Below are 18,106 nucleotides of genomic sequence, written 5' to 3'. Positions count from 1 at the left end.
TGACACGATGACAGAAACATATGTGGACCGCTCCGAGAAGCCGCAGTTTTATCTGACGGAGGACCATCACCCGGAAAACAGCACGATGCTGGGGTTCTGGCTCTATCTCATGAGCGATTGCCTGATATTTGCCGTTCTGTTTGCCACCTATGGCGTGCTGGGCCGCAATTATGCGGCGGGACCGTCACCGGCGGATCTCTTTGACCTCAATCTCGTGGCCATCAATACGGCAATGCTGTTGCTGTCATCGATCACATATGGCTTTGCCATGCTGCAAATGCAGCAGGACAAGAAGGCGGGAACGCTGTTCTGGCTGGCGATTACCGGCATTTTCGGCGCATTGTTTCTGGCCATCGAAGTCTACGAGTTCAGCCATCTCATCGGCGAGGGCGCGGGGCCGGGCCGTTCCGCTTTCCTGTCGTCGTTTTTCACGCTTGTGGGAACCCACGGCCTGCATGTCACATTCGGGATCGTCTGGCTGATTACCCTGATGTTGCAGGTGACGCGCCATGGCCTGATTGCCGCAAATCGCAGGCGCCTGATGTGTCTTTCCATGTTCTGGCATTTTCTCGACGTCATATGGATCGGGGTATTCTCCTTTGTTTATCTGTTGGGAGTTATGGGATGAGCGCACAAAGCCAACACCAGGCGGCACAGCCGGGCGCGCACGACACCCACGGTTCCGGTGCGGATGAGATTCACGCCACTTTCGGCGGCTACATGACAGGTTTCGTCCTGTCGGTCATACTCACGGCTATTCCATTCTGGCTTGTCATGGGCGATGTCCTGGCCAGCAAGCAGCTGACCGCCGTGCTCGTCATGGGCATCGGTGCTGTGCAGATCGTGGTTCACATGATCTATTTCCTGCATATGAATCCGCGTTCCGAAAGCGGCTGGACGCTGATGGCGTTGATCTTCACGCTCATCATCGTCGGCATCGCGCTCGCGGGTTCGCTCTGGGTCATGCATCATCTTAACGAGAACATGATGCCCATGTCACCCGAGATGATGAAAAACATGCCTTAGGTGTTCAGTCCCGGCCTCTGATGGATTGGATCGATGATGAATCGATCTGGCTCTGAAGTCCGTGTTTCGGATGAACTCGTAGGGTATGAGCCACTCGCGGCGCTCGTCGCGACTGATGATGATCTGGACACCGCAACCATCGGCCTAGAATATCAAATGGATCACCTACAGCTTTTCGAGCCGAAAGTGCGAAGCGCCTACGCGGGGAAATCAGTCCATTGGACTGATTTCCGGTCCCGCTTCGATGCGTCGAATAATGCGTTAAAACAAATAGATAGAGCGGTTCCGACGATACCGCTTAAACCGGAACCGCTCTAAGGAACAGCGGATAACCCGAAATGGGCACCACCATTATTTCGATTTACGTCAAAGAAGAGTACCCAAGAACGGACATTTCGATCCCGCGCAAGGAAAGCAGGCAGGCATGCTTTCAGAAAGGCAAGCACCAGAGCCTTGACCGAAGTTGACATCGATCTAGTTAGCAATGGATTGCCATTCATTTTCTATTGATCCTTATCTGTAGTCCCGGAGGCTAAAATGCACCTGACACCGCGCGAGTTCGACAAACTCGTCATTCATATGCTGGCCGACGTCGCTCTCAAACGTAAGAACAAGGGCCTTAAACTCAATCATCCGGAGGCAGTCTCCATCCTCAGCGCCTATGTTCTGGATGGTGCCCGCGAGGGCAAGACGGTCGAAGAGGTCATGGATGGCGCGCGCAAGGTTTTGAGCGCCAATGATGTGATGGAAGGCGTTCCCGAACTCGTGCCGCTCATCCAGGTGGAGGCCGTGTTCAACGATGGAAGCCGCCTCGTCAGCCTCCATAATCCTATTACCTGATTTCCGACGTTCCAGATCAATCCGCCGCGGCATTTGCAGGAGAGCATCATGGCCAAGGAACCCACGAAAGCTGCCCATCCCCAGCCGGAACAAACAAAAAACAGCCTCAAGGCGCCTCAGCCCGTTGGCGGCTATGTTCTGGCGAAAGACCCCATCGAGATCAATCCGGGCCGCCCGCGCACGACGCTCACAGTGCGCAATACCGGCGACCGCCCCATTCAGATCGGGTCGCATTTCCATTTCTTTGAAGTCAATCGCTATCTCGAATTCGATCGCGCCGCAGCCTTTGGCCTGCGTCTGGACATTCCCGCCAACACCGCGGTTCGTTTCGAGCCCGGCGACGAGAAGGAAGTGACACTGGTTCCTTACGCGGGCAAGCGCTTCATCTTCGGCTTCAACAATCTGGTCGATGGCTGGAGCGGCGATGGCCCCACGCCCGACTATCAGCCGAACCGCGAAACCGCCATCGAGCGCGCCGAAAGGCTTGGCTTCAAGTCGCGCAAATCAGATGTCAAAAACGCCAAATAGGGCTCAACCCGGAACATATTTCGAGGCATCAGGAACATGACAAAGATTTCCCGCCAGCAATATGCCGACCTTTACGGCCCGACAATTGGGGACAAGATAAGGCTTGGCGATTCCGATCTTTATGTTGAAATCGAAAAGGATTTGCGCGCCATCTATGGCGACGAACTGCAATATGGCGGCGGCAAGACGCTGCGCGACGGCATGGGTTCGGAAAACTTCCTCACCCAGGAAGCCGGGTGCCTTGATCTGGTCATCACCAATGTCACGGTCATCGATGCGATACAGGGCGTTGTGAAAGCCGATGTGGGCATTCGCAACGGAAGAATCGTTGGCCTCGGCAAAGCCGGCAACCCCTCCACGATGGATGGCGTCACACGCGGCCTCGTCACCGGCGCGTCCACCGACGCGATATCGGGCGAGCATCTTATCCTTACCGCTGGCGGCATGGATACCCATGTTCACTATATCGCACCGCAGCAGGTGGAGGCGGCTCTCTCGAACGGCATTACCACGCTCTGGGGCGGCGGCATCGGGCCAGTGGACGGCACGAACGGCGTGACCACGACCAACGGGCCGTGGAACCTCGAAATGATGCTGCGCTCCATCGAGGGCCTGCCGATCAATTTCGGCATCCAGGGCAAGGGAAACTCCACCGGCATCGCGCCGCTGGTCGAACAGCTGGAGGCCGGTGCTGCCGGTTTCAAGGTTCATGAAGACTATGGCGCGACCCCGGCCGCCATCCGTGCCTGTCTTTCGGTTGCCGATGAATATGATGTGTCGGTGGCCGTCCACACGGATACGCTCAACGAATCCGGCTATGTCGAGGACACCATCGCCGCCTTCGACGGGCGTTCCATCCACACCTATCACAGTGAAGGCGCCGGCGGCGGCCATGCGCCCGATCTGCTGAAAGTGGTCGGCCAGAGCAATATCCTGCCAAGCTCCACAAATCCGACGCTGCCCTGCGGCCAGAACTCGGTTGCCGAGCTTTTCGACATGATCATGGTCTGCCATAATCTCAATCCGAAGATCCCGTCGGATGTTGCCTTTGCCGAAAGCCGTGTGCGCTCCGAAACGATCGTCGCCGAAAGCGTGCTGCACGACATGGGTGCCATCTCGATGATCGGCTCGGATTCGCAGGCCATGGGCCGCATCGGTGAAACCTTCCTTCGCGCCATACAGACCGCAGACGCCATGAAAAAGGCGCGCGGCCCGTTGCCGGAGGATGCACCCGGAAACGATAATTTCCGCGTGCTGCGCTATATTGCGAAAGTGACCATCAATCCGGCGCTCACTGCCGGCGTCAGCGATGTGATCGGCTCGATTGAACCTGGAAAATTCGCCGATCTGGTGCTTTGGGAGCCCGCCTTCTTCGGCGTCAAGCCCAAGCTCGTTCTCAAGGGCGGACTGGTGGCCTGGGCCAATATGGGCGATCCGAATGCATCATTGCCGACGCCGCAGCCCATGTATTACCGCCCGATGTTCGCGGCCTATGGCTCCGCGCTCCAGAAGACATCGATCACCTTCGTTTCGCGCGCGGCCTACGACAAGGGCGTTGCCGAACGCTTCGGCCTGCAACGGCTGGTGATGCCCGTCTCCGGCACCCGCGTCATCGGCAAGGCCCACATGGTCCGCAACAGCTATTTGCCGAACATCGAGGTCGATCCGCAGACCTTCGCGGTCAAGGTCGATGGGGTCCATGCGACCGTGAAGCCACCACAGTCGATTTCGCTCAACCAGCTCTATTTCTTCAGTTGATATTGAGGCCGGTGTTTTGGCCAAACGCATTGAGGAGAACCGCATGATTATCATTGAGGACATTGTCGGCAATTCGCGCGATCCACATTGGCGCGACCGGCTCGCCGGGGCCGAAATAGACTGGCTGGTGCTTGACCAGTGGGAGGCGCAGAAGAGCCGGTTGCGCAAGGCGACATCCGGCGAGATGGAGCTTGCGCTCTCGCTCGATCGCAACACGCATCTGCATGACGGCGATATCCTGTTGTGGAATGAAGATGACAGGCGTGCCGTTGTCGCTCGCGTTCATCTCAAGGAAGTCATGGTCATCGACCTTGCCTCCGTGATCGGCGAAGACGGCAATGCCGTCGTGCGCACCGTCTTCGAGCTTGGCCACGCGCTCGGCAACCAGCATTGGCCTGCGGTGGTGAAGGAAACGAAGGTGTTCGTGCCGCTGACCGTCGACCGCAAGGTCATGGCATCGGTGATGAAAACCCACAATCTCCCCGGCGTGACCTATGAGTTCATGCCTGGCGCGGATGTGATCCCCTATATGGCCCCGCACGAAGCGCGGCGGCTTTTCGGCGGCGCGGATTCCATGCCGCATTCGCATGGTCATCAGCATGGGCAGGAGCATCACGACCATGACCACGCACACGGCCACGATCACTGAGTTCAGTTCATCCTATCGCAGCCTGCCGGCTCTCCTGCATCTGTTGCAATTCGGGGATTCCGCCCTGCCGATTGGCGGGTTCTCGTTTTCCAACGGTCTGGAATCGGCAATCCAGCAAAATCTGGTTCGCGACAGGGAAACCTTGCGTGAATTCACGCTGACCGCGATGAACCAGGCCGCGACATCGGACGGGATTGCCCTTCTGTCGGCCCATCGCGCCGCCAGGACAGATGACCGGCCAGCATTGCAAATGATCGACAAGGCTGTTTTCGAACGCAAGCTCAACGAAGAAACGAGGCTCATGACCGTGCGCATGGGCCGCAAGCTCTGCGAGCTTTCGGCGGCGATCATCGATGACGAATTGAACCGCCACTGGCTGGAGCGCATCAAAAAGGCAGAAACGCCGGGCACCCATCCGGTGAGCCTCGGGCTTGCTTTCGCGGCACTCAACGTCGATGGCCGGGATGCCTTCGGCGCCCAGCAATATGGCGTCGCCACCACCATTCTCGGCGCGGCCCTGCGGCTGATGCGTGTTTCCTTCATGGATACGCAGAAAATACTGCTGGAGGCGACCGCCACCGTTGCCTCCGCTTACGAGGAAATCGCCGATGCCGGCATCGAGGACATGGCAAGCTTCGCCCCGATGGTCGACATCCTGGCGGCAGTTCACGTCAAGGGCCATGTCCGCATGTTCATGAATTAACGAGGGACCGAGATTATGAAGAAAATTCCACGTATCGGGGTCGGCGGGCCGGTTGGCTCCGGCAAGACGGCCATCATCGAAGCCGTCGTGCCGATCCTTATCAAGCTCGGCTATCGCATTCTCGTCATCACCAATGACATCGTAACCACCGAGGATGCCAAGCATGTGCAGCGCACGCTCAAGGGCGTTCTGATCGAAGACCGCATCATCGGCGTTGAAACCGGCGGCTGCCCGCATACTGCGGTTCGCGAGGACCCGAGCATGAACCTTGCCGCCGTCGAGGAAATGGAAGCCAAATTTCCCGACACCGATCTAGTTCTGCTGGAAAGCGGCGGCGATAATCTGACGCTCACCTTCAGCCCCGCGCTCATCGATTTCTTCATCTATGTGATCGACGTCGCCGCAGGCGACAAGATTCCGCGCAAGAACGGTCCCGGCATCAGCCAGTCGGATATTCTGGTCATCAACAAGACCGATCTCGCGCCCTATGTCGGCGCCAGCCTGCAAGTGATGGACGACGATTCCCGCATGATGCGCGGCAAGAAGCCGTTCGTCTTCACCAATTGCAAGACGAATGAAGGCATCGATGATCTGGTGCACCTGATCCGTGAAAACGTCCTGTTCGACACCGAGGTCCGCAAGGAGAGCGCATGATGCTTGGCAAGGCGCGGGAACTGGCAAATTATCAGGACGAGCCGGAACAATTGCCAAGCGGCTCGTTCGGCAAGAACGCCTTCCTGCGCCTTGGCTTTGAACCCCGGCCCGAGCGCACCGTGCTTGCTACGCTGCATCGCCGCGCGCCGCTGATCGTGCAGCAGGCGCTTTATTGGGATGAGGGAATGCCGAAGCTTCCCTGTGTCAGCATCATTTCCAATGCGGGCGGCATCCTGCAAGGCGACCGCTACGACATCGAAATCGACCTGGAGCCTGATACACAGGCCCATGTCACCACGCAATCGGCCACCCGCATTCAGGAAATGGACGCGAATTTCGCAACGCAGACCCAGACCATAACGCTCGGTGCGAACGCCTATCTCGAATATATCCCCCACCCCATCATTCCGCACAAACATTCCCGCTTCGTGCAGCAAACCGAAGTCAGCATCGACCCGACGGCGACGCTGATCTATTCCGAAGTCCTGATGGCGGGCCGCAAATATTACGGCAGCGGAGAACTGTTCCATTACGACCTGTTCTCATCCAGATTTCATGCCGCGCACCCGGACGGAACGTCGCTCTTCACGGAAAAATTCATCGTCGAGCCGTTTCGCGGAAATGTTTCCCGCCTTGGCGCGATGGGTTCCTTCCATGTTTTCGGCAATCTCGTTCTGCTCACGCCGAAGGTTCATGCCGACCGCCTTTTCGAGACGATCGATCCCGTATTCGACATGGAGCGGGGAATTGCCTGGGGGGCGAGCCGCCTTCCCAATGATGCCGGGCTTCTGTTCAAGGTGCTGGGCATGGAAAGCGCGCCCGTGCGCGAAGCGATCCGCAATATCTGGGGTCTCGCGCGCCAGGAAGTCACAGGCGCGAGATTGCCCGAAAATTTCCTCTGGGCCTAGGAGGCCTCCATGGCAAATGCGCCGTCAAGCTGGTCTGAAATCGTCGAAGGCAATGCCCTTATCCGCTTCATCGACATGAATCTGCGCGGTGCGGGACAGGTCATCTTTCAGAACAACCCACTGACAGGGCTGTTCTTTCTTGCCGCGATCGTCTGGGGCGCCATCGGCGCGGGACAGGCTGCCATCGCCATCGGCGCGGTGATCGCCCTTGTCGTGGCAACCGTCGTCGCCATGCTGCTGGACGCCGACAGGCTATCGCTGCGGCAGGGCATGTTTGGCTTCAACGGGGTTCTGGTGGGAGCGGCCGTGCCGACTTTCCTCGCACCTGGCCCCGCCATGTGGTTCATCCTCGTGATCGGCGCCGCGGTTTCGACGGTGGTTATGCTTGCCGTTTCCAGAGTCATGAAGACATGGGATACGCCCGCCCTCACCTTCCCCTTCGTCCTCACGACATGGTTTCTCGTCCTCGCAGCCTATTCCTTCGGGCATCTGCCGATTGCCGCGATGGGGCCACCCGCCTTGCCGCACGGCGCCGCCGCAGCACCCGTGGAATTTTCGGCAAACTGGCTCCAACTGGTTGAAGCATGGCTGAAAGGCCCGGCACAGGTCTTCCTCATCAACAATGCCGTGAGCGGCATTCTGGTGGTTGTCGGCCTGCTGGTCAGCTCCGTCTGGGCGGGCATCTTCGCCCTTCTCGGTTCAGCCGTGGCGCTTTTCCTGTCGCTGGCGCTGGGCGCAAGCCTGTCGGATATCGAAGCCGGTCTTTTCGGCTTCAGCCCCGGTCTCACCGCCGTCGGCCTCGGTTGCGTCTTCTTCCAGCCTTCCTGGCGCGTGACCCTGTTCGCCCTGCTGGGCACGGTCTTCACCGTCATCGTGCAAGGAGCAATGGACGTGGCGCTGACCCCGATCGGCATTCCCACATTCACCGCCCCGTTCGTTTTCGTCACCTGGCTTTTCCTTCTGCCTAAAGCCGAACTGGAGCCGCCCCCCCACGCCCGGGTCCCAAGCGGTGTTGTGGGCAAGCGCAAAGTCAAGCCGAACAAGACCAAGCCTGCATCCTGAACCTCTCTGTTCCTGGAGACATTCGATTGATGAAAAAACTCATTTGTTCCACCCTTTGCATGATGTGGTTTTCGACCGCCGCCTTTGCCCATTTTCAGGAACTCATTCCGTCCGAAGACGTCGTGACCGATGGCGGTCCGGTGACGCTCGACCTCATATTCACTCATCCCATGGATCGCGGTCCGGCGATGGATATGGAAAAACCGAAGCGTTTCGGTGTCAAACGCGGCGACAAGATCACCGATCTCAGCGATCGGCTTGAGGAGCGAAAGATTGACGGCAAGCGCGCATGGCGGGCAAAGGATGAGATCACCGAACCCGGCGCGTCGCTCTATTTCGTGGAACCGCAACCCTATTGGGAACCGGCTGAAAAGAAATACATCATCCATTATGCAAAGGTTCTGGTCGATGGCTTCGCCTCGGGCGAAGACTGGGATTCCATGGTCGGCCTGCCGGTCGAGATAGAGCCGCTCACGCGGCCGACCGGGCTGTGGACCGGCAATATTTTCACAGGCATCGTCCGCAAGAATGGCGAGCCGGTGCCGAATGCCGAAATCGAGGTGGAATATGTCAATGACGGCTCGGTCGAGGCTCCAAACCCGGCCTTTGTCACGCAGGTCCTGAAAGCCGATGCCGACGGCAAATTCTCCTATGCCATGCCGCGGGCCGGATGGTGGGGCTTCGCGGCGCTGACCGAGAGCGACGAGAAGATGAAGCGACCGGATGGAAGCCTTGCCCCCGTCGAGGCGGGCGGGCTGATCTGGGTCAAGGCGACCGATATGAAATAAGGCTTCCGCGGAGAGATCGATGGCGCATATACCGGACGGCCTTCTTTCCCTTCCCGTGGTGGTGGGCGGCGGCATTGCCGCCGCTGCCGCCGTGGCGGTGGCGCTTGGCCGCCTGGAAGAAGAACGCATTGCGCAAACCGCCATCCTGTCCGCCATGTTTTTCGTTGCCTCGCTTTTTGCGGTGCCGGTCGGTCCCTCCAGTGTCCATCTTCTCCTGTCGGGATTGATGGGCCTCACCATCGGGCTTGCCACATTTCCCGCCGTCATGGTCGGGCTCTTGTTGCAGACGCTGCTTTTCGGCTTCGGCGGCCTCACCACACTCGGCGTCAACACGATCAATATCGCCCTGCCGGGTGTCGTTTTCGGCTGGCTGTTCCTGCCTTTCGTGCGGCGCCTCCCGCCCTTTTCCGCAGGCGTGGTGGGCTTCGTCTGCGCCGTGCTTTCCGTGGCCGGAACAGGCTGCGGCGTGGTGCTCGCATTGGTGCTGTCTTCATCGGATTTCGTTCCCTCGGCCAGGATCATCAGCATCACCTATCTGCCGCTCATGATCGGCGAAGGTCTCATTACCGGCTTCGCCGTCGCCTTCCTGAAGCGGGTCCGGCCAGAAACTTTCGGCAGTCAGCGCCTCAACAGGAGGAACCCGACGCCATGAAAACCCTGCGTTTGCTCCTGTCGCTGATCGTCGCGACAATGTGCTTTGCCACCGCTGCCGAGGCACATAGGCTGAAGCTCTTCGCAACGGTCGAAGGTGGCACGGTTCACGGCTACGGTTTTTTCATCGGTGGAGGACGTCTCAGCGAAGCGCAACTTACCATCCGCAATGCGCAAGGTGTGGAGCTTTTCAAGGGACCTGCCAACGCGGACGGCAGTTTCAGCTTTACGCCCGCAGTGCCCTCCGATCTCGTTTTGACCATAGACGCGGGCGATGGCCACGTGGCCGAGACCCATATCGCAGCCGACCGTTTCCCCCGCGACGGCGTGCCGGGCGTGATCGGTTCTGCCAGGGCGGAAACACCCCCTGCCGCCGCGAGGGAAGCGGCTGCGCCGCCTTCACCGGAAGAACTGAGCGTCATGATTGACCGGAGCGTTGATCGCGCCGTCTCGCGCCAGATCGCGCCGCTTCTGGAAGCCTATGCCGAGGCCGACGGCCGCGCCCGCTTTTCCGATATTGTGAGCGGCATTGCCGTCATCATCGGCCTTGCAGGGCTGCTGCTCTGGGCCAAGTCACGCAGGCACACCGGCCATTCCGATCGGCAGCGTGAACCATGACGCCGGGCACGGACTTTTTTGGCCATGGTGAGGCGGACAATCCGATCGATCGTCTCCATCCGAAAACACGACTGGTAACGACGCTTGCCATCCTTATCTTTGCAACCGTCATCCACAATCCCTTCGTGCTGGCCATGTCGATGGCTGCGGCAATCGCTCTGGTCCGCACAGCCAAGGCGCCGTGGCACAGGCTGCGCCATCGGCTCCTGCATCTGGAAGGCTTCATGATTGTGCTTCTGGTTCTGCTGCCGTTTACCATGCCCGGCAGGCCGCTTCTTGAACTTGGGCCCCTCGTCGCCACGATGGAAGGCACGGTCCGCGCGCTGACTGTCGCGATCAAGGTCAATATCTGCGTTCTCTGCGTCTATGCGCTGCTTGGTTCCCTCGATCCGGTCCGCATCGGTCAGGCTGCCGAAAGCCTTGGCGTGTCGTCGAAATTCGTCCGGCTGTTTCTCGTCACCGTGCGTTATGTCGCGGTCTTCCGCGCGGAAACCAGTCGCCTGGGCGAAGCCATGCGCGTGCGCGGTTTCCGCCCGAAATCCAACATGCACACCTGGCGCACATTCGGCAATCTTGCCGGAACCATGGTGGTCCGCTCGATGGAACGTGCCGAACGGGTGGATGAGGCCATGCGCTGCCGTGGCTTTTCAGGAGCCCTGCATGGCGCGCCGGCGGGGGCGACGCAACGCTACGATGCCATTTTCGCTTCCCTGTTCTTTTGCGCCATGCTTGGCCTGCTGCTCGTGGAGTTCATCGCATGACACCCCTCCTCAGCCTTGATCAGGTGAGCGTGACGCGGGACGGCAGAAACGTCCTCGACAGGCTTTCCCTGTCGCTTGCTGCCGGCGAACGCCTTGCCCTGATCGGTGACAACGGGGTGGGGAAGACCACGCTTCTGCGGACCATCGTCGGGCTTGAACCGGCGACAGGAGAGATCACCGCCTTTGGCGTGACCTGCCGGAATGAAAATGATTTCCGCAAGATCCGCACCCGGGCCGCCTATCTGTTCCAGGACCCAGACGACCAGCTTTTTTGCCCGACCGTCATTGACGATGTGGCCTTCGGCCCGCTCAATCTGGGTCTAAGCCGGGAAGAAGCGATGGACCGCTCGCAAGCCTTGCTGCATGATCTCGGCCTCGGTCATCTGGCCAGCCGCATCACCCACCATCTTTCCGGCGGGGAAAAGCGGCTGGTGTCGCTTGCCGCCGTCCTGGCCATGCAGCCGCAGGTGCTGCTTCTCGACGAGCCCACAAATGCGCTGGACGAAACGCACCTTGAGCGAATGCTCGCCATTCTCTCCGCGCAGAAGATCGCGATGATAATCGTCTCGCACGATTGGGAAATTCTCGAGCGGCTTACCGATCGCGCGGTGGTGTTGCGCAACGGGAAACTCCTTCCCGCCATGCTGCACCGCCATTCGCAATGGACAGAACAGGTCCACCTGCACTATGTCGAGCCGGAGGGAAGCGTCCCTTGACAAGCCGCCTCACAGTCCGTTCAGTCCCCGGTGGCGTATTTCGTCACGGCGCTGGTTCGCGTCTCCAGCGCCTTGACAGCATCGGCGCTGGAGACATTCAGGCTGTGGCGCTGCGCGAGCCAGGCCGGATCATTGAGCGTCAGCCACACCTTGCCGTTTTCGTCTTCCCAGGCAAGCGCGCGAATGGGAAGATCGAGGCCGATGGTTCGCTTGTCCTGCATCAGGACCGTGCCGTTTTTCGGATTCCCGAAAATGACCAGTTCCGTCGGCTGCAAGCCCAGTCCTGCCTCCCTGGCGCCGACCGCATGATCGACACGGGTGAAAACATTCATCCCCAACGATGTCGCCTTTGCCGCCAGACGTTCGATGGTTTCAGCAACGGAGTGGCGGCTCTCAACCGTTACAAGACCGCTATCGACGATGCTTGCCATCCGGGGGTATCGCCGCAGAAAGTCTGCACTTTTTTCGCCGAACCGCATTCCGCCCAGAACCGCGACATAGCCGGCAACCACGCTCACCACGACATAGACGGCGGCGGTGAGAAAAGCCGATGCCGACGCGGAGGCCAGCACGACCGATCCGTAGGCAAAGCTGGAAAAGGTGGAGACGCCGCCCATCATGCCCGTACCGATCATGGTATGGACGTCGCCGGAATGAATGCGTCTGGCGTGAAGCGCCGTCACCAGGCCGAGGAGAAAACAGGCCACCACATTGGCCACGAGAATATCGAGCGGGAAACCGTCCGCCAGCGCCGGCACCATGAGCATGATGAATTCGCGCGTCATTGCGCCGAAAGCGCCGCCGATGAAAACCAGTACGATGATATCGAGCATGGTTTTTTCTCCCTAACCCTGCAAGCGGGCGAGCATTGCGCCCAGCCAGGCGGCAAAGAGGCCGGAGACCACCGACGCCACGAGATAGAAAACGGCCAGACCGCGCTGCCCCTTGCGGGAAAGCTTGACCGCGTCGAGCTGCATGCTGCTGAAGGTCGTATAGCCCCCAAGTATGCCGGTGAGGATACCGGCATTGAGCATCGTGCCGTAGCGGTCACGCCAGTCGATGCCGAACAGCACCGACAGATAACCGATGACGAAAGCGCCAGAAACATTGATGAGAAATGTAGCGAGGGGAAAAGCGCCGTGATGATGTTCACCGACGACCCGACCGATCCACCATCGCCCGAGAGAGCCGACACCCCCGCCCAGACCGACCCACATAACATCCAAGGGCGTCATTCCTGTCCTCTCCGATCCTGCGCGAAAACTATCGTGGAGGGGGAAGTTAGGTCAGCGCGGTCATCTCTCAAGGCCCACATCCATGGATTTGTTGCAAAATCCACACAAACAAAGCGAGCAGAAAACAGGGGTTTTTCTGGAATGTGGAACCGGATGCCTGGTGAAACATTCCCCTTCAGATTTTTCCATCGTCAGATCGCCTTATGACAATCGCTTCTGCTCGAAATATCCAGTCGCCACGGTTCAGTTAATCATTTCAGGAGAAACGGGTTGGACACATTGCTTCGCATCATTGCCGTTCTGATCGGTCTTGTCGGTCTCGTCGTCTATTTCCGCTCGATCATCCGGGTCATGCTGCTGAACTGGCGGGAGCGGGACATCGTTTCCCACTTTGCGGCTACCGCAGCAGTCACCATGATACGCCGGTTCACCGATATTGGAGCGACCTACGAACGCATCCAGCGATCGCAGGCATGGATATTCCCCGTCTTCGTGATTCTCTCGGTGGCGTTCTGGTTTCTGCTGGTCCAGATCTGCTTCACCTTCATCCTGTGGGGAACCGGCGCTGAACCGAGCATCTTCTATGCATTTACCGCCAGCGGGTCGGCGCTGAGCACGCTCGGTTTCAAAACTCCGCCCAGCTGGCTTGGCGAGTTCCTGGCCATTGTGGAAGGTGCAATGGGCCTTGCAATCGTCGTATTGCTGTTCAGCTTCGTTCCGGGCTATCTGGCGGCGGTCCAGGCGCGCGAACGCAATGTGGGCCGGCTTCATGACCGCACCCACGGGCAGCCCACATATGAAAATGTTCTGCAGGCAATGCACAGCACCGGGAAAGACCTCAATGATGCCGATACATGGGAAGAATGGGAAGAGTGGTTCCGCGGTATCTACGAAACCCATACTACAGCGCCGATATTGGTCTTCGTGCCGTCTATTTATCGCGGCGCAAACTGGGTAAGAACCTCCGCCTCCATTCTGGACACCGCATCCTTATTGATGAGCGTGCTCGATGAGAAAGAGACCTACGCCATCCGCATGTGTCGCAAGACGGGTATCGCCGCCCTTCACACCCTCTCGGAAGAATTGAGGCATTCCCTGACCCCGTCATCGCAGGCATCCGTGCAACAAACGCAAATGCTGGAGGATTCGTTCTATGCAGTCTACGAACAGCTGATTGCGATGAAAGTGAAGGTAAAGGCAGACAAGGAAACCTGCCTACGCCAGTTCATCAGCCTTAGAGATGAATATGCGACCAGCGTGAACAATATTGCCCGAATAACACTATCAGCCCCATGAAAAGTAAATCAAAGTCCATTCCGGTCTGATCCGCTCAAGGCCGCGTCTGATCAATTGCGGAATGCGTAATGGAGTTGCGTCCAGCCGCAAGCCGGGCTCCGTCCTGAATAATGACCAAAAACATTTGGGTTTCTTTTCAGAATGCTATAGCGTTTCCGCAGCTCCGTGGGAGGACGTTACGAAGCGCGGTGGGGGAAGCAGTCCATAAAAACTCCCCACCTGGCTATGGTATACGCACCATGGCAATTTTACTGGAGTGAGGAGGAAACATGCAGATCTTTAATCGGAAAACCACCGTTTCGCTGGCCGCCGCATTGGGGCTGGCCTTCGGCGCGGCGCAAGCCAAGGCCGAGGAATTTGTAAATATTCTGACCGGCGGCACCAGCGGGGTCTATTATCCGCTGGGTGTGGCGATGGAAAAAATCTATTCCGGCATTCCCGATGTGCGCCCCTCGGTCCAGGCGACGAAAGCTTCCATTGAAAATATCAATCTCATCAATAGCGGCCGCGGCGAAGTGGCCTTCACGCTGGGCGATTCCTTGCGCGATGCCTATGAAGGCAACGAAGCAGCCGGTTTCAAGAAGAAGCTCACCAATCTGAGCACGCTTGCTGCAATCTATCCGAATTACGTCCAGATCGTCGCCTCCAAGGAATCCGGCATCAAGACATTGGCCGATCTCAAGGGAAAGCGCCTTTCTGTCGGCGCTCCGAAATCGGGCACCGAACTGAATGCCCGCACCATTCTGGAGGCCGCCGGACTGTCCTATGACGATCTCGGCAAGATCGAATATCTGCCCTTTGCGGAATCCGTCGAACTGATGAAGAACCGCCAGCTGGATGCAACCCTGCAATCATCGGGGCTTGGCGTCGCCTCGCTGCGCGATCTTGCCAATTCCGTGGACATCAATGTTGTCGAGGTTCCGGCAGATGTCATCGAAAAGATTGGCGCGCCATATCAGGTCAACACGATCCCGGCCAATACCTATAGCGGACAAGACAAGGATGTCGTGACGGCCTCCGTGATCAATTACCTGATCGTCCGGCCCGACCTGGACGAAGAGCTGGTCTACCAGATGACCAAGCGGCTTTTCGAAAATCTTGACCAGCTGGCAGCCGCCCATGCGTCCGCAAAGGCGATCAAGCTCGACAAGAATACCATTGTGTCGCCTGTTCCGGTTCATCCGGGTGCGCTGCGTTACTACAAGGAAAAGGGCATCGAATAGGCTGGCGGGAAACCTGTCCGGCGATCGGCATCCGGGGCGATATTCCCGGATGCCTGCCCATTTTTCCGACAGTCGATGCCTGATCCCTCTCGATTGGATCGTTCCTGCGGCTGTTGTTTCCAAAACGCATAATCTGATGAAGGTCCGTTCATGACGCAGAACGAGAACAGCGCCGTAGAATCGGCCGAGCATATTCCCGCCTGGGGTGCTGGCGCAGGTGCAAAAATCCTGTTTGCCATTGCCGTGGCTTTTTCGGTTTTCCAGCTTTGGACTTCCGCTTATTCACCGCTGCCAAGTCAGGTGGTCCGCTCCGTTCACGTCGGATTTCTGCTTCTGCTTCTCTTCGGCCTTTACGCCAATGCAAGCACGGCCGCGGCAAAACGGGCGGCGTTCTGGCTGGCGGCCGTCGTTGCTTTCGCACTCAGCCTCTATCACTGGATTTTCTACGAAGATCTGGTGATCCGGGCGGGCGAGCCGAATACGCTCGATATCGTGATCGGCATTCTCATGGTCGCCCTCGTTTTCTGGGCCGGGAAAAAGATGATGGGCTGGACCCTGCCGCTCATCTGCGCGATCTTTCTGGCCTATGGCCTGTTCGGGCAATATCTGCCGCACCCGTTCAATCACCGCGGATATGATTTCGAGCAGGTGGTCGAGGTTCTTTTCCTGGGAACGGAGGGAATTTACGGCACGCCGATCTATGTCTCGTCGAGCTATATTTTCCTTTTCATCCTGTTCGGCGCATTTCTCGAACGCGCCGGCATGATCCAGCTCTTCAACGATATTGCCATGGGCACGGTCGGCGCGTCGCGTGGCGGTCCGGCAAAGGTGTCGGTGATCTCCTCGGCCCTGATGGGAACGATCAACGGTTCCGGCGTCGCCAATGTCGTGACGACGGGCGCCTTTACCATCCCGCTCATGAAACGGTCCGGTTTTCGCCCGGCCTTCGCGGGCGGCGTCGAAGCCGTGGCGTCGATGGGCGGCCAGATCATGCCCCCGGTCATGGGGGCCGTCGCCTTCATCATGGCGGAAACGCTTGGCCTGCCCTATGTCGAAATCGTCAAGGCGGCTATCGTTCCCGCCATTCTCTACTTCATAACCGTCTTCGTGATGGTTGATCTTGAAGCACGCCGCCTCAGGATGAAAGGGCTCAACAAGAGCGAAATGCCAAGCGCCCTCGATGCCATCAGAAAGCGCTGGTTTCTGGTTCTGCCGCTCGCCGCTTTGGTATGGCTCCTTTTCTCCGGCTATACGCCGCTTTTTGCCGGCACGGTCGGCCTCAGCCTGACCGCGCTCATCATCCTCGGCGTGCCGGTTTCCGGCTCCATGTCGATGCCGCTGCGGGTGCTGTTCTGGGTTGTGCTCGGCATCATGTCGGCGGCGGCTTTCGGCACGACGTTCAATATTTTCGGCTACAGCCTGCGCGGCATTACGCTCATCATCGGTCTTGTCGCCGTGCTGGTTGCGATAAATTTTCTGGTGCGCGGCGGCCGCGAGACATTGAATCTCTGCCTCCAAAGCCTCGCGGAAGGCGCCAAGAATGCACTGCCCGTGGGTATTGCCTGTGCCCTGGTCGGCGTCATCATCGGTGTCCTGGCGCTGACCGGCGCCGGCTCGACTTTCGCCCGTGTGATCGTCAGCGTCGGTGAGAATTCTCTGTTCTTCTCATTGATACTGACCATGCTGGCTTGTCTCGTACTCGGCATGGGCATCCCGACCATCCCAAACTACATCATCACATCCTCGATCGCCGGCCCGGCCCTTCTTCATCTCGAAGTGCCGCTTCTGGTGTCGCATATGTTCGTCTTCTATTTCGGCATCATGGCCGATCTCACACCGCCCGTTGCGCTTGCAGCTTTCGCGGCAGCGCCAATCGCGCGGGAATCCGGCATGAAGATCGGCATGCAGGCGATCCGGATCGCGGTTGCGGGGTTCGCCGTGCCCTTCATGGCGGTGTATGAGCCGGTTATCATGCTTCAGGAGGGCGGCCCGCTTGCAGAACAACTCGGCTTCTGGCCTGCCTTCGTCTATATGCTCGTCAAGGCGCTGCTCAGCATCCTTCTTTGGGGGGCTGCCGCTATCGGCCATCTTCGAACGCCGCTCAACATATGGGAACGCCTATGGGCTTTCATTGCCATCGCCCTGATGCTCGCCACCTATCCCTATAGCGATGAGCTTGGCTTTGCGGCCTGCGCCGCCTTCCTTGCCTGGCACTTCTGGAGATCGCGGCCTTCCGTCGTCGCGTCATCCAGTTGATGGCTGTCTGCATTGCAACGGCTGGCGGCGTTCTGAAAATCGCCGCCACGAGCTTTCTTCTCTCGTGGACGCACAGCGTTGAAAAAGTGCCGTGGCAGGAATTCTGGACGGTCACGGCGCAGGGGCTGGTCTTGTCCGAAGCCCGCATCAAGGGTTCCGGTGCGGGGATGGACCCGCCCGCCGACGCGGTTCTCAAGGATGGGTGGTATATCTACCATCCAAACATCCCTCCGCGCCGTGAAATTGTCCTTGCAGCCTCCGGCAAGACGACTGGAGGCTGGACTTTCTGCTCGGACCAAAAATCGGACCAAAAATGCATGGAACTGGGCAAAACGGAAGAAAAACCAATCCGCATCCTCCCGTGCAACGAGAAGAGTTCCGGTTAGAACGGCATAGCTTTATCTATTCGCATTTACGTATGTCATTATTCCTGC

21 protein-coding genes are annotated in these 18,106 nt (G+C 58.6%); 19 read left to right on the top strand and 2 right to left on the bottom strand.

Annotated features, from left to right (window positions below):
• Positions 1–7: 7 nt before the first annotated feature.
• The 15 genes from cyoC (at position 8) to AVM02_RS00175 (ending at position 11,662) form a co-directional block, all read left to right on the top strand.
• Positions 8–628, top strand: coding sequence for a cytochrome o ubiquinol oxidase subunit III (gene cyoC, locus AVM02_RS00245; protein WP_411505015.1), 621 nt, complete (start codon positions 8–10; stop codon positions 626–628).
• Complete coding sequence (gene cyoD / locus AVM02_RS00240) at positions 625–1,026, top strand: cytochrome o ubiquinol oxidase subunit IV (protein ID WP_411505014.1); 402 nt, start codon at positions 625–627, stop codon at positions 1,024–1,026. Before cyoC ends, cyoD begins: the two co-directional genes overlap by 4 nt.
• 537 nt (positions 1,027–1,563) lie before the next feature.
• Positions 1,564–1,866: an urease subunit gamma gene (locus AVM02_RS00235; protein WP_411505013.1), complete on the top strand. Its 303-nt coding sequence runs from the start codon at positions 1,564–1,566 to the stop codon at positions 1,864–1,866.
• Positions 1,867–1,914: 48 nt separating this feature from the next.
• Complete coding sequence (locus AVM02_RS00230; RefSeq protein ID WP_411505012.1) at positions 1,915–2,394, top strand: urease subunit beta; 480 nt, start codon at positions 1,915–1,917, stop codon at positions 2,392–2,394.
• A 36-nt stretch (positions 2,395–2,430) separates the two neighbouring features.
• Complete coding sequence (locus AVM02_RS00225; protein WP_411505011.1) at positions 2,431–4,152, top strand: urease subunit alpha; 1,722 nt, start codon at positions 2,431–2,433, stop codon at positions 4,150–4,152.
• 43 nt (positions 4,153–4,195) lie between these two features.
• The gene (gene ureE / locus AVM02_RS00220; protein ID WP_411505010.1) at positions 4,196–4,801 is read left to right on the top strand and encodes an urease accessory protein UreE; all 606 of its coding nucleotides are present in this window, start codon (positions 4,196–4,198) and stop codon (positions 4,799–4,801) included.
• Positions 4,773–5,504, top strand: a complete 732-nt coding sequence (locus tag AVM02_RS00215) for an urease accessory protein UreF (protein ID WP_411505009.1) — start codon at positions 4,773–4,775, stop codon at positions 5,502–5,504. Before ureE ends, AVM02_RS00215 begins: the two co-directional genes overlap by 29 nt.
• A gap of 15 nt (positions 5,505–5,519) precedes the next feature.
• Positions 5,520–6,158 (top strand): urease accessory protein UreG, encoded by a 639-nt coding sequence (gene ureG, locus AVM02_RS00210; protein WP_411505008.1) that lies wholly within the window; start codon positions 5,520–5,522, stop codon positions 6,156–6,158.
• Positions 6,158–7,066: an urease accessory protein UreD gene (locus AVM02_RS00205; protein WP_411505291.1), complete on the top strand. Its 909-nt coding sequence runs from the start codon at positions 6,158–6,160 to the stop codon at positions 7,064–7,066. The genes ureG and AVM02_RS00205 overlap by 1 nt, the downstream gene beginning before the upstream one ends.
• Positions 7,067–7,075: 9 nt before the next feature.
• Positions 7,076–8,128 (top strand): urea transporter, encoded by a 1,053-nt coding sequence (yut, locus tag AVM02_RS00200; RefSeq protein WP_411505007.1) that lies wholly within the window; start codon positions 7,076–7,078, stop codon positions 8,126–8,128.
• A 29-nt stretch (positions 8,129–8,157) separates the two neighbouring features.
• A complete protein-coding gene (locus tag AVM02_RS00195) occupies positions 8,158–8,916 on the top strand; it encodes a DUF4198 domain-containing protein (RefSeq protein ID WP_411505006.1) in 759 nt (252 codons plus the stop codon).
• Positions 8,917–8,935: 19 nt separating this feature from the next.
• The gene (gene cbiM, locus AVM02_RS00190) at positions 8,936–9,568 is read left to right on the top strand and encodes a cobalt transporter CbiM (protein ID WP_411505005.1); all 633 of its coding nucleotides are present in this window, start codon (positions 8,936–8,938) and stop codon (positions 9,566–9,568) included.
• Positions 9,565–10,185 carry a cobalamin biosynthesis protein CbiM gene (locus tag AVM02_RS00185; protein ID WP_411505004.1) on the top strand — a complete coding sequence of 207 codons (621 nt, stop codon included), beginning with the start codon at positions 9,565–9,567 and terminating at the stop codon, positions 10,183–10,185. Before cbiM ends, AVM02_RS00185 begins: the two co-directional genes overlap by 4 nt.
• The gene (gene cbiQ / locus AVM02_RS00180; protein ID WP_411505003.1) at positions 10,182–10,946 is read left to right on the top strand and encodes a cobalt ECF transporter T component CbiQ; all 765 of its coding nucleotides are present in this window, start codon (positions 10,182–10,184) and stop codon (positions 10,944–10,946) included. The genes AVM02_RS00185 and cbiQ overlap by 4 nt, the downstream gene beginning before the upstream one ends.
• Positions 10,943–11,662 (top strand): energy-coupling factor ABC transporter ATP-binding protein, encoded by a 720-nt coding sequence (locus AVM02_RS00175; RefSeq protein WP_411505002.1) that lies wholly within the window; start codon positions 10,943–10,945, stop codon positions 11,660–11,662. Before cbiQ ends, AVM02_RS00175 begins: the two co-directional genes overlap by 4 nt.
• Before the next feature lie 20 nt (positions 11,663–11,682).
• On the opposite strand, the gene crcB (AVM02_RS00170) is transcribed toward AVM02_RS00175, so the two are convergent.
• A complete protein-coding gene (gene crcB, locus AVM02_RS00170; protein WP_411505001.1) occupies positions 11,683–12,495 on the bottom strand; it encodes a fluoride efflux transporter CrcB in 813 nt (270 codons plus the stop codon).
• A 12-nt stretch (positions 12,496–12,507) separates the two neighbouring features.
• Entirely contained in the window at positions 12,508–12,897 is a 390-nt protein-coding gene (crcB, locus tag AVM02_RS00165) for a fluoride efflux transporter CrcB (RefSeq protein WP_411505000.1), read from the bottom strand.
• A 270-nt stretch (positions 12,898–13,167) separates the two neighbouring features.
• On the opposite strand from crcB (AVM02_RS00165), the gene AVM02_RS00160 reads away from it, so the two are divergent.
• The 4 genes from AVM02_RS00160 to AVM02_RS00145 all read left to right on the top strand — a co-directional run bounded on the left by AVM02_RS00160 (position 13,168) and on the right by AVM02_RS00145 (position 18,058).
• On the top strand, positions 13,168–14,193 hold the full coding sequence (locus AVM02_RS00160) for a hypothetical protein (protein ID WP_411504999.1): 1,026 nt from the start codon (positions 13,168–13,170) through the stop codon (positions 14,191–14,193).
• Between the two features lie 269 nt (positions 14,194–14,462).
• Entirely contained in the window at positions 14,463–15,416 is a 954-nt protein-coding gene (locus AVM02_RS00155) for a TAXI family TRAP transporter solute-binding subunit (protein ID WP_411504998.1), read from the top strand.
• Between the two features lie 150 nt (positions 15,417–15,566).
• On the top strand, positions 15,567–17,672 hold the full coding sequence (locus AVM02_RS00150; protein WP_411504997.1) for a TRAP transporter permease: 2,106 nt from the start codon (positions 15,567–15,569) through the stop codon (positions 17,670–17,672).
• Positions 17,672–18,058, top strand: coding sequence for a DUF1850 domain-containing protein (locus AVM02_RS00145; protein WP_411504996.1), 387 nt, complete (start codon positions 17,672–17,674; stop codon positions 18,056–18,058). Before AVM02_RS00150 ends, AVM02_RS00145 begins: the two co-directional genes overlap by 1 nt.
• The last annotated feature ends 48 nt before the right edge of the window (positions 18,059–18,106 follow it).

Origin of the sequence: Brucella anthropi (assembly GCF_046630315.1) — a bacterium.
Classification (GTDB): domain Bacteria; phylum Pseudomonadota; class Alphaproteobacteria; order Rhizobiales; family Rhizobiaceae; genus Brucella; species Brucella anthropi_A.
The sequence above is the reverse complement of the archived record's forward strand: the minus strand, read 5'-3'. Positions and strand labels throughout refer to the sequence as shown.

Coding starts and splice junctions, on each gene's coding strand:
- AVM02_RS00155 (WP_411504998.1), top strand. CDS start 14,463: ATGCAGATCTTTAATCGGAAAACCACCGTTTCGCTGGCCGCCGCATTG.
- AVM02_RS00235 (WP_411505013.1), top strand. CDS start 1,564: ATGCACCTGACACCGCGCGAGTTCGACAAACTCGTCATTCATATGCTG.
- yut (WP_411505007.1), top strand. CDS start 7,076: ATGGCAAATGCGCCGTCAAGCTGGTCTGAAATCGTCGAAGGCAATGCC.
- cbiM (WP_411505005.1), top strand. CDS start 8,936: ATGGCGCATATACCGGACGGCCTTCTTTCCCTTCCCGTGGTGGTGGGC.
- ureG (WP_411505008.1), top strand. CDS start 5,520: ATGAAGAAAATTCCACGTATCGGGGTCGGCGGGCCGGTTGGCTCCGGC.
- cbiQ (WP_411505003.1), top strand. CDS start 10,182: ATGACGCCGGGCACGGACTTTTTTGGCCATGGTGAGGCGGACAATCCG.
- AVM02_RS00150 (WP_411504997.1), top strand. CDS start 15,567: ATGACGCAGAACGAGAACAGCGCCGTAGAATCGGCCGAGCATATTCCC.
- AVM02_RS00205 (WP_411505291.1), top strand. CDS start 6,158: ATGCTTGGCAAGGCGCGGGAACTGGCAAATTATCAGGACGAGCCGGAA.
- AVM02_RS00175 (WP_411505002.1), top strand. CDS start 10,943: ATGACACCCCTCCTCAGCCTTGATCAGGTGAGCGTGACGCGGGACGGC.
- AVM02_RS00145 (WP_411504996.1), top strand. CDS start 17,672: ATGGCTGTCTGCATTGCAACGGCTGGCGGCGTTCTGAAAATCGCCGCC.
- cyoD (WP_411505014.1), top strand. CDS start 625: ATGAGCGCACAAAGCCAACACCAGGCGGCACAGCCGGGCGCGCACGAC.
- AVM02_RS00195 (WP_411505006.1), top strand. CDS start 8,158: ATGAAAAAACTCATTTGTTCCACCCTTTGCATGATGTGGTTTTCGACC.
- cyoC (WP_411505015.1), top strand. CDS start 8: ATGACAGAAACATATGTGGACCGCTCCGAGAAGCCGCAGTTTTATCTG.
- crcB (WP_411505000.1), bottom strand. CDS start 12,897: ATGACGCCCTTGGATGTTATGTGGGTCGGTCTGGGCGGGGGTGTCGGC.
- AVM02_RS00230 (WP_411505012.1), top strand. CDS start 1,915: ATGGCCAAGGAACCCACGAAAGCTGCCCATCCCCAGCCGGAACAAACA.
- ureE (WP_411505010.1), top strand. CDS start 4,196: ATGATTATCATTGAGGACATTGTCGGCAATTCGCGCGATCCACATTGG.
- AVM02_RS00225 (WP_411505011.1), top strand. CDS start 2,431: ATGACAAAGATTTCCCGCCAGCAATATGCCGACCTTTACGGCCCGACA.
- AVM02_RS00185 (WP_411505004.1), top strand. CDS start 9,565: ATGAAAACCCTGCGTTTGCTCCTGTCGCTGATCGTCGCGACAATGTGC.
- crcB (WP_411505001.1), bottom strand. CDS start 12,495: ATGCTCGATATCATCGTACTGGTTTTCATCGGCGGCGCTTTCGGCGCA.
- AVM02_RS00215 (WP_411505009.1), top strand. CDS start 4,773: ATGACCACGCACACGGCCACGATCACTGAGTTCAGTTCATCCTATCGC.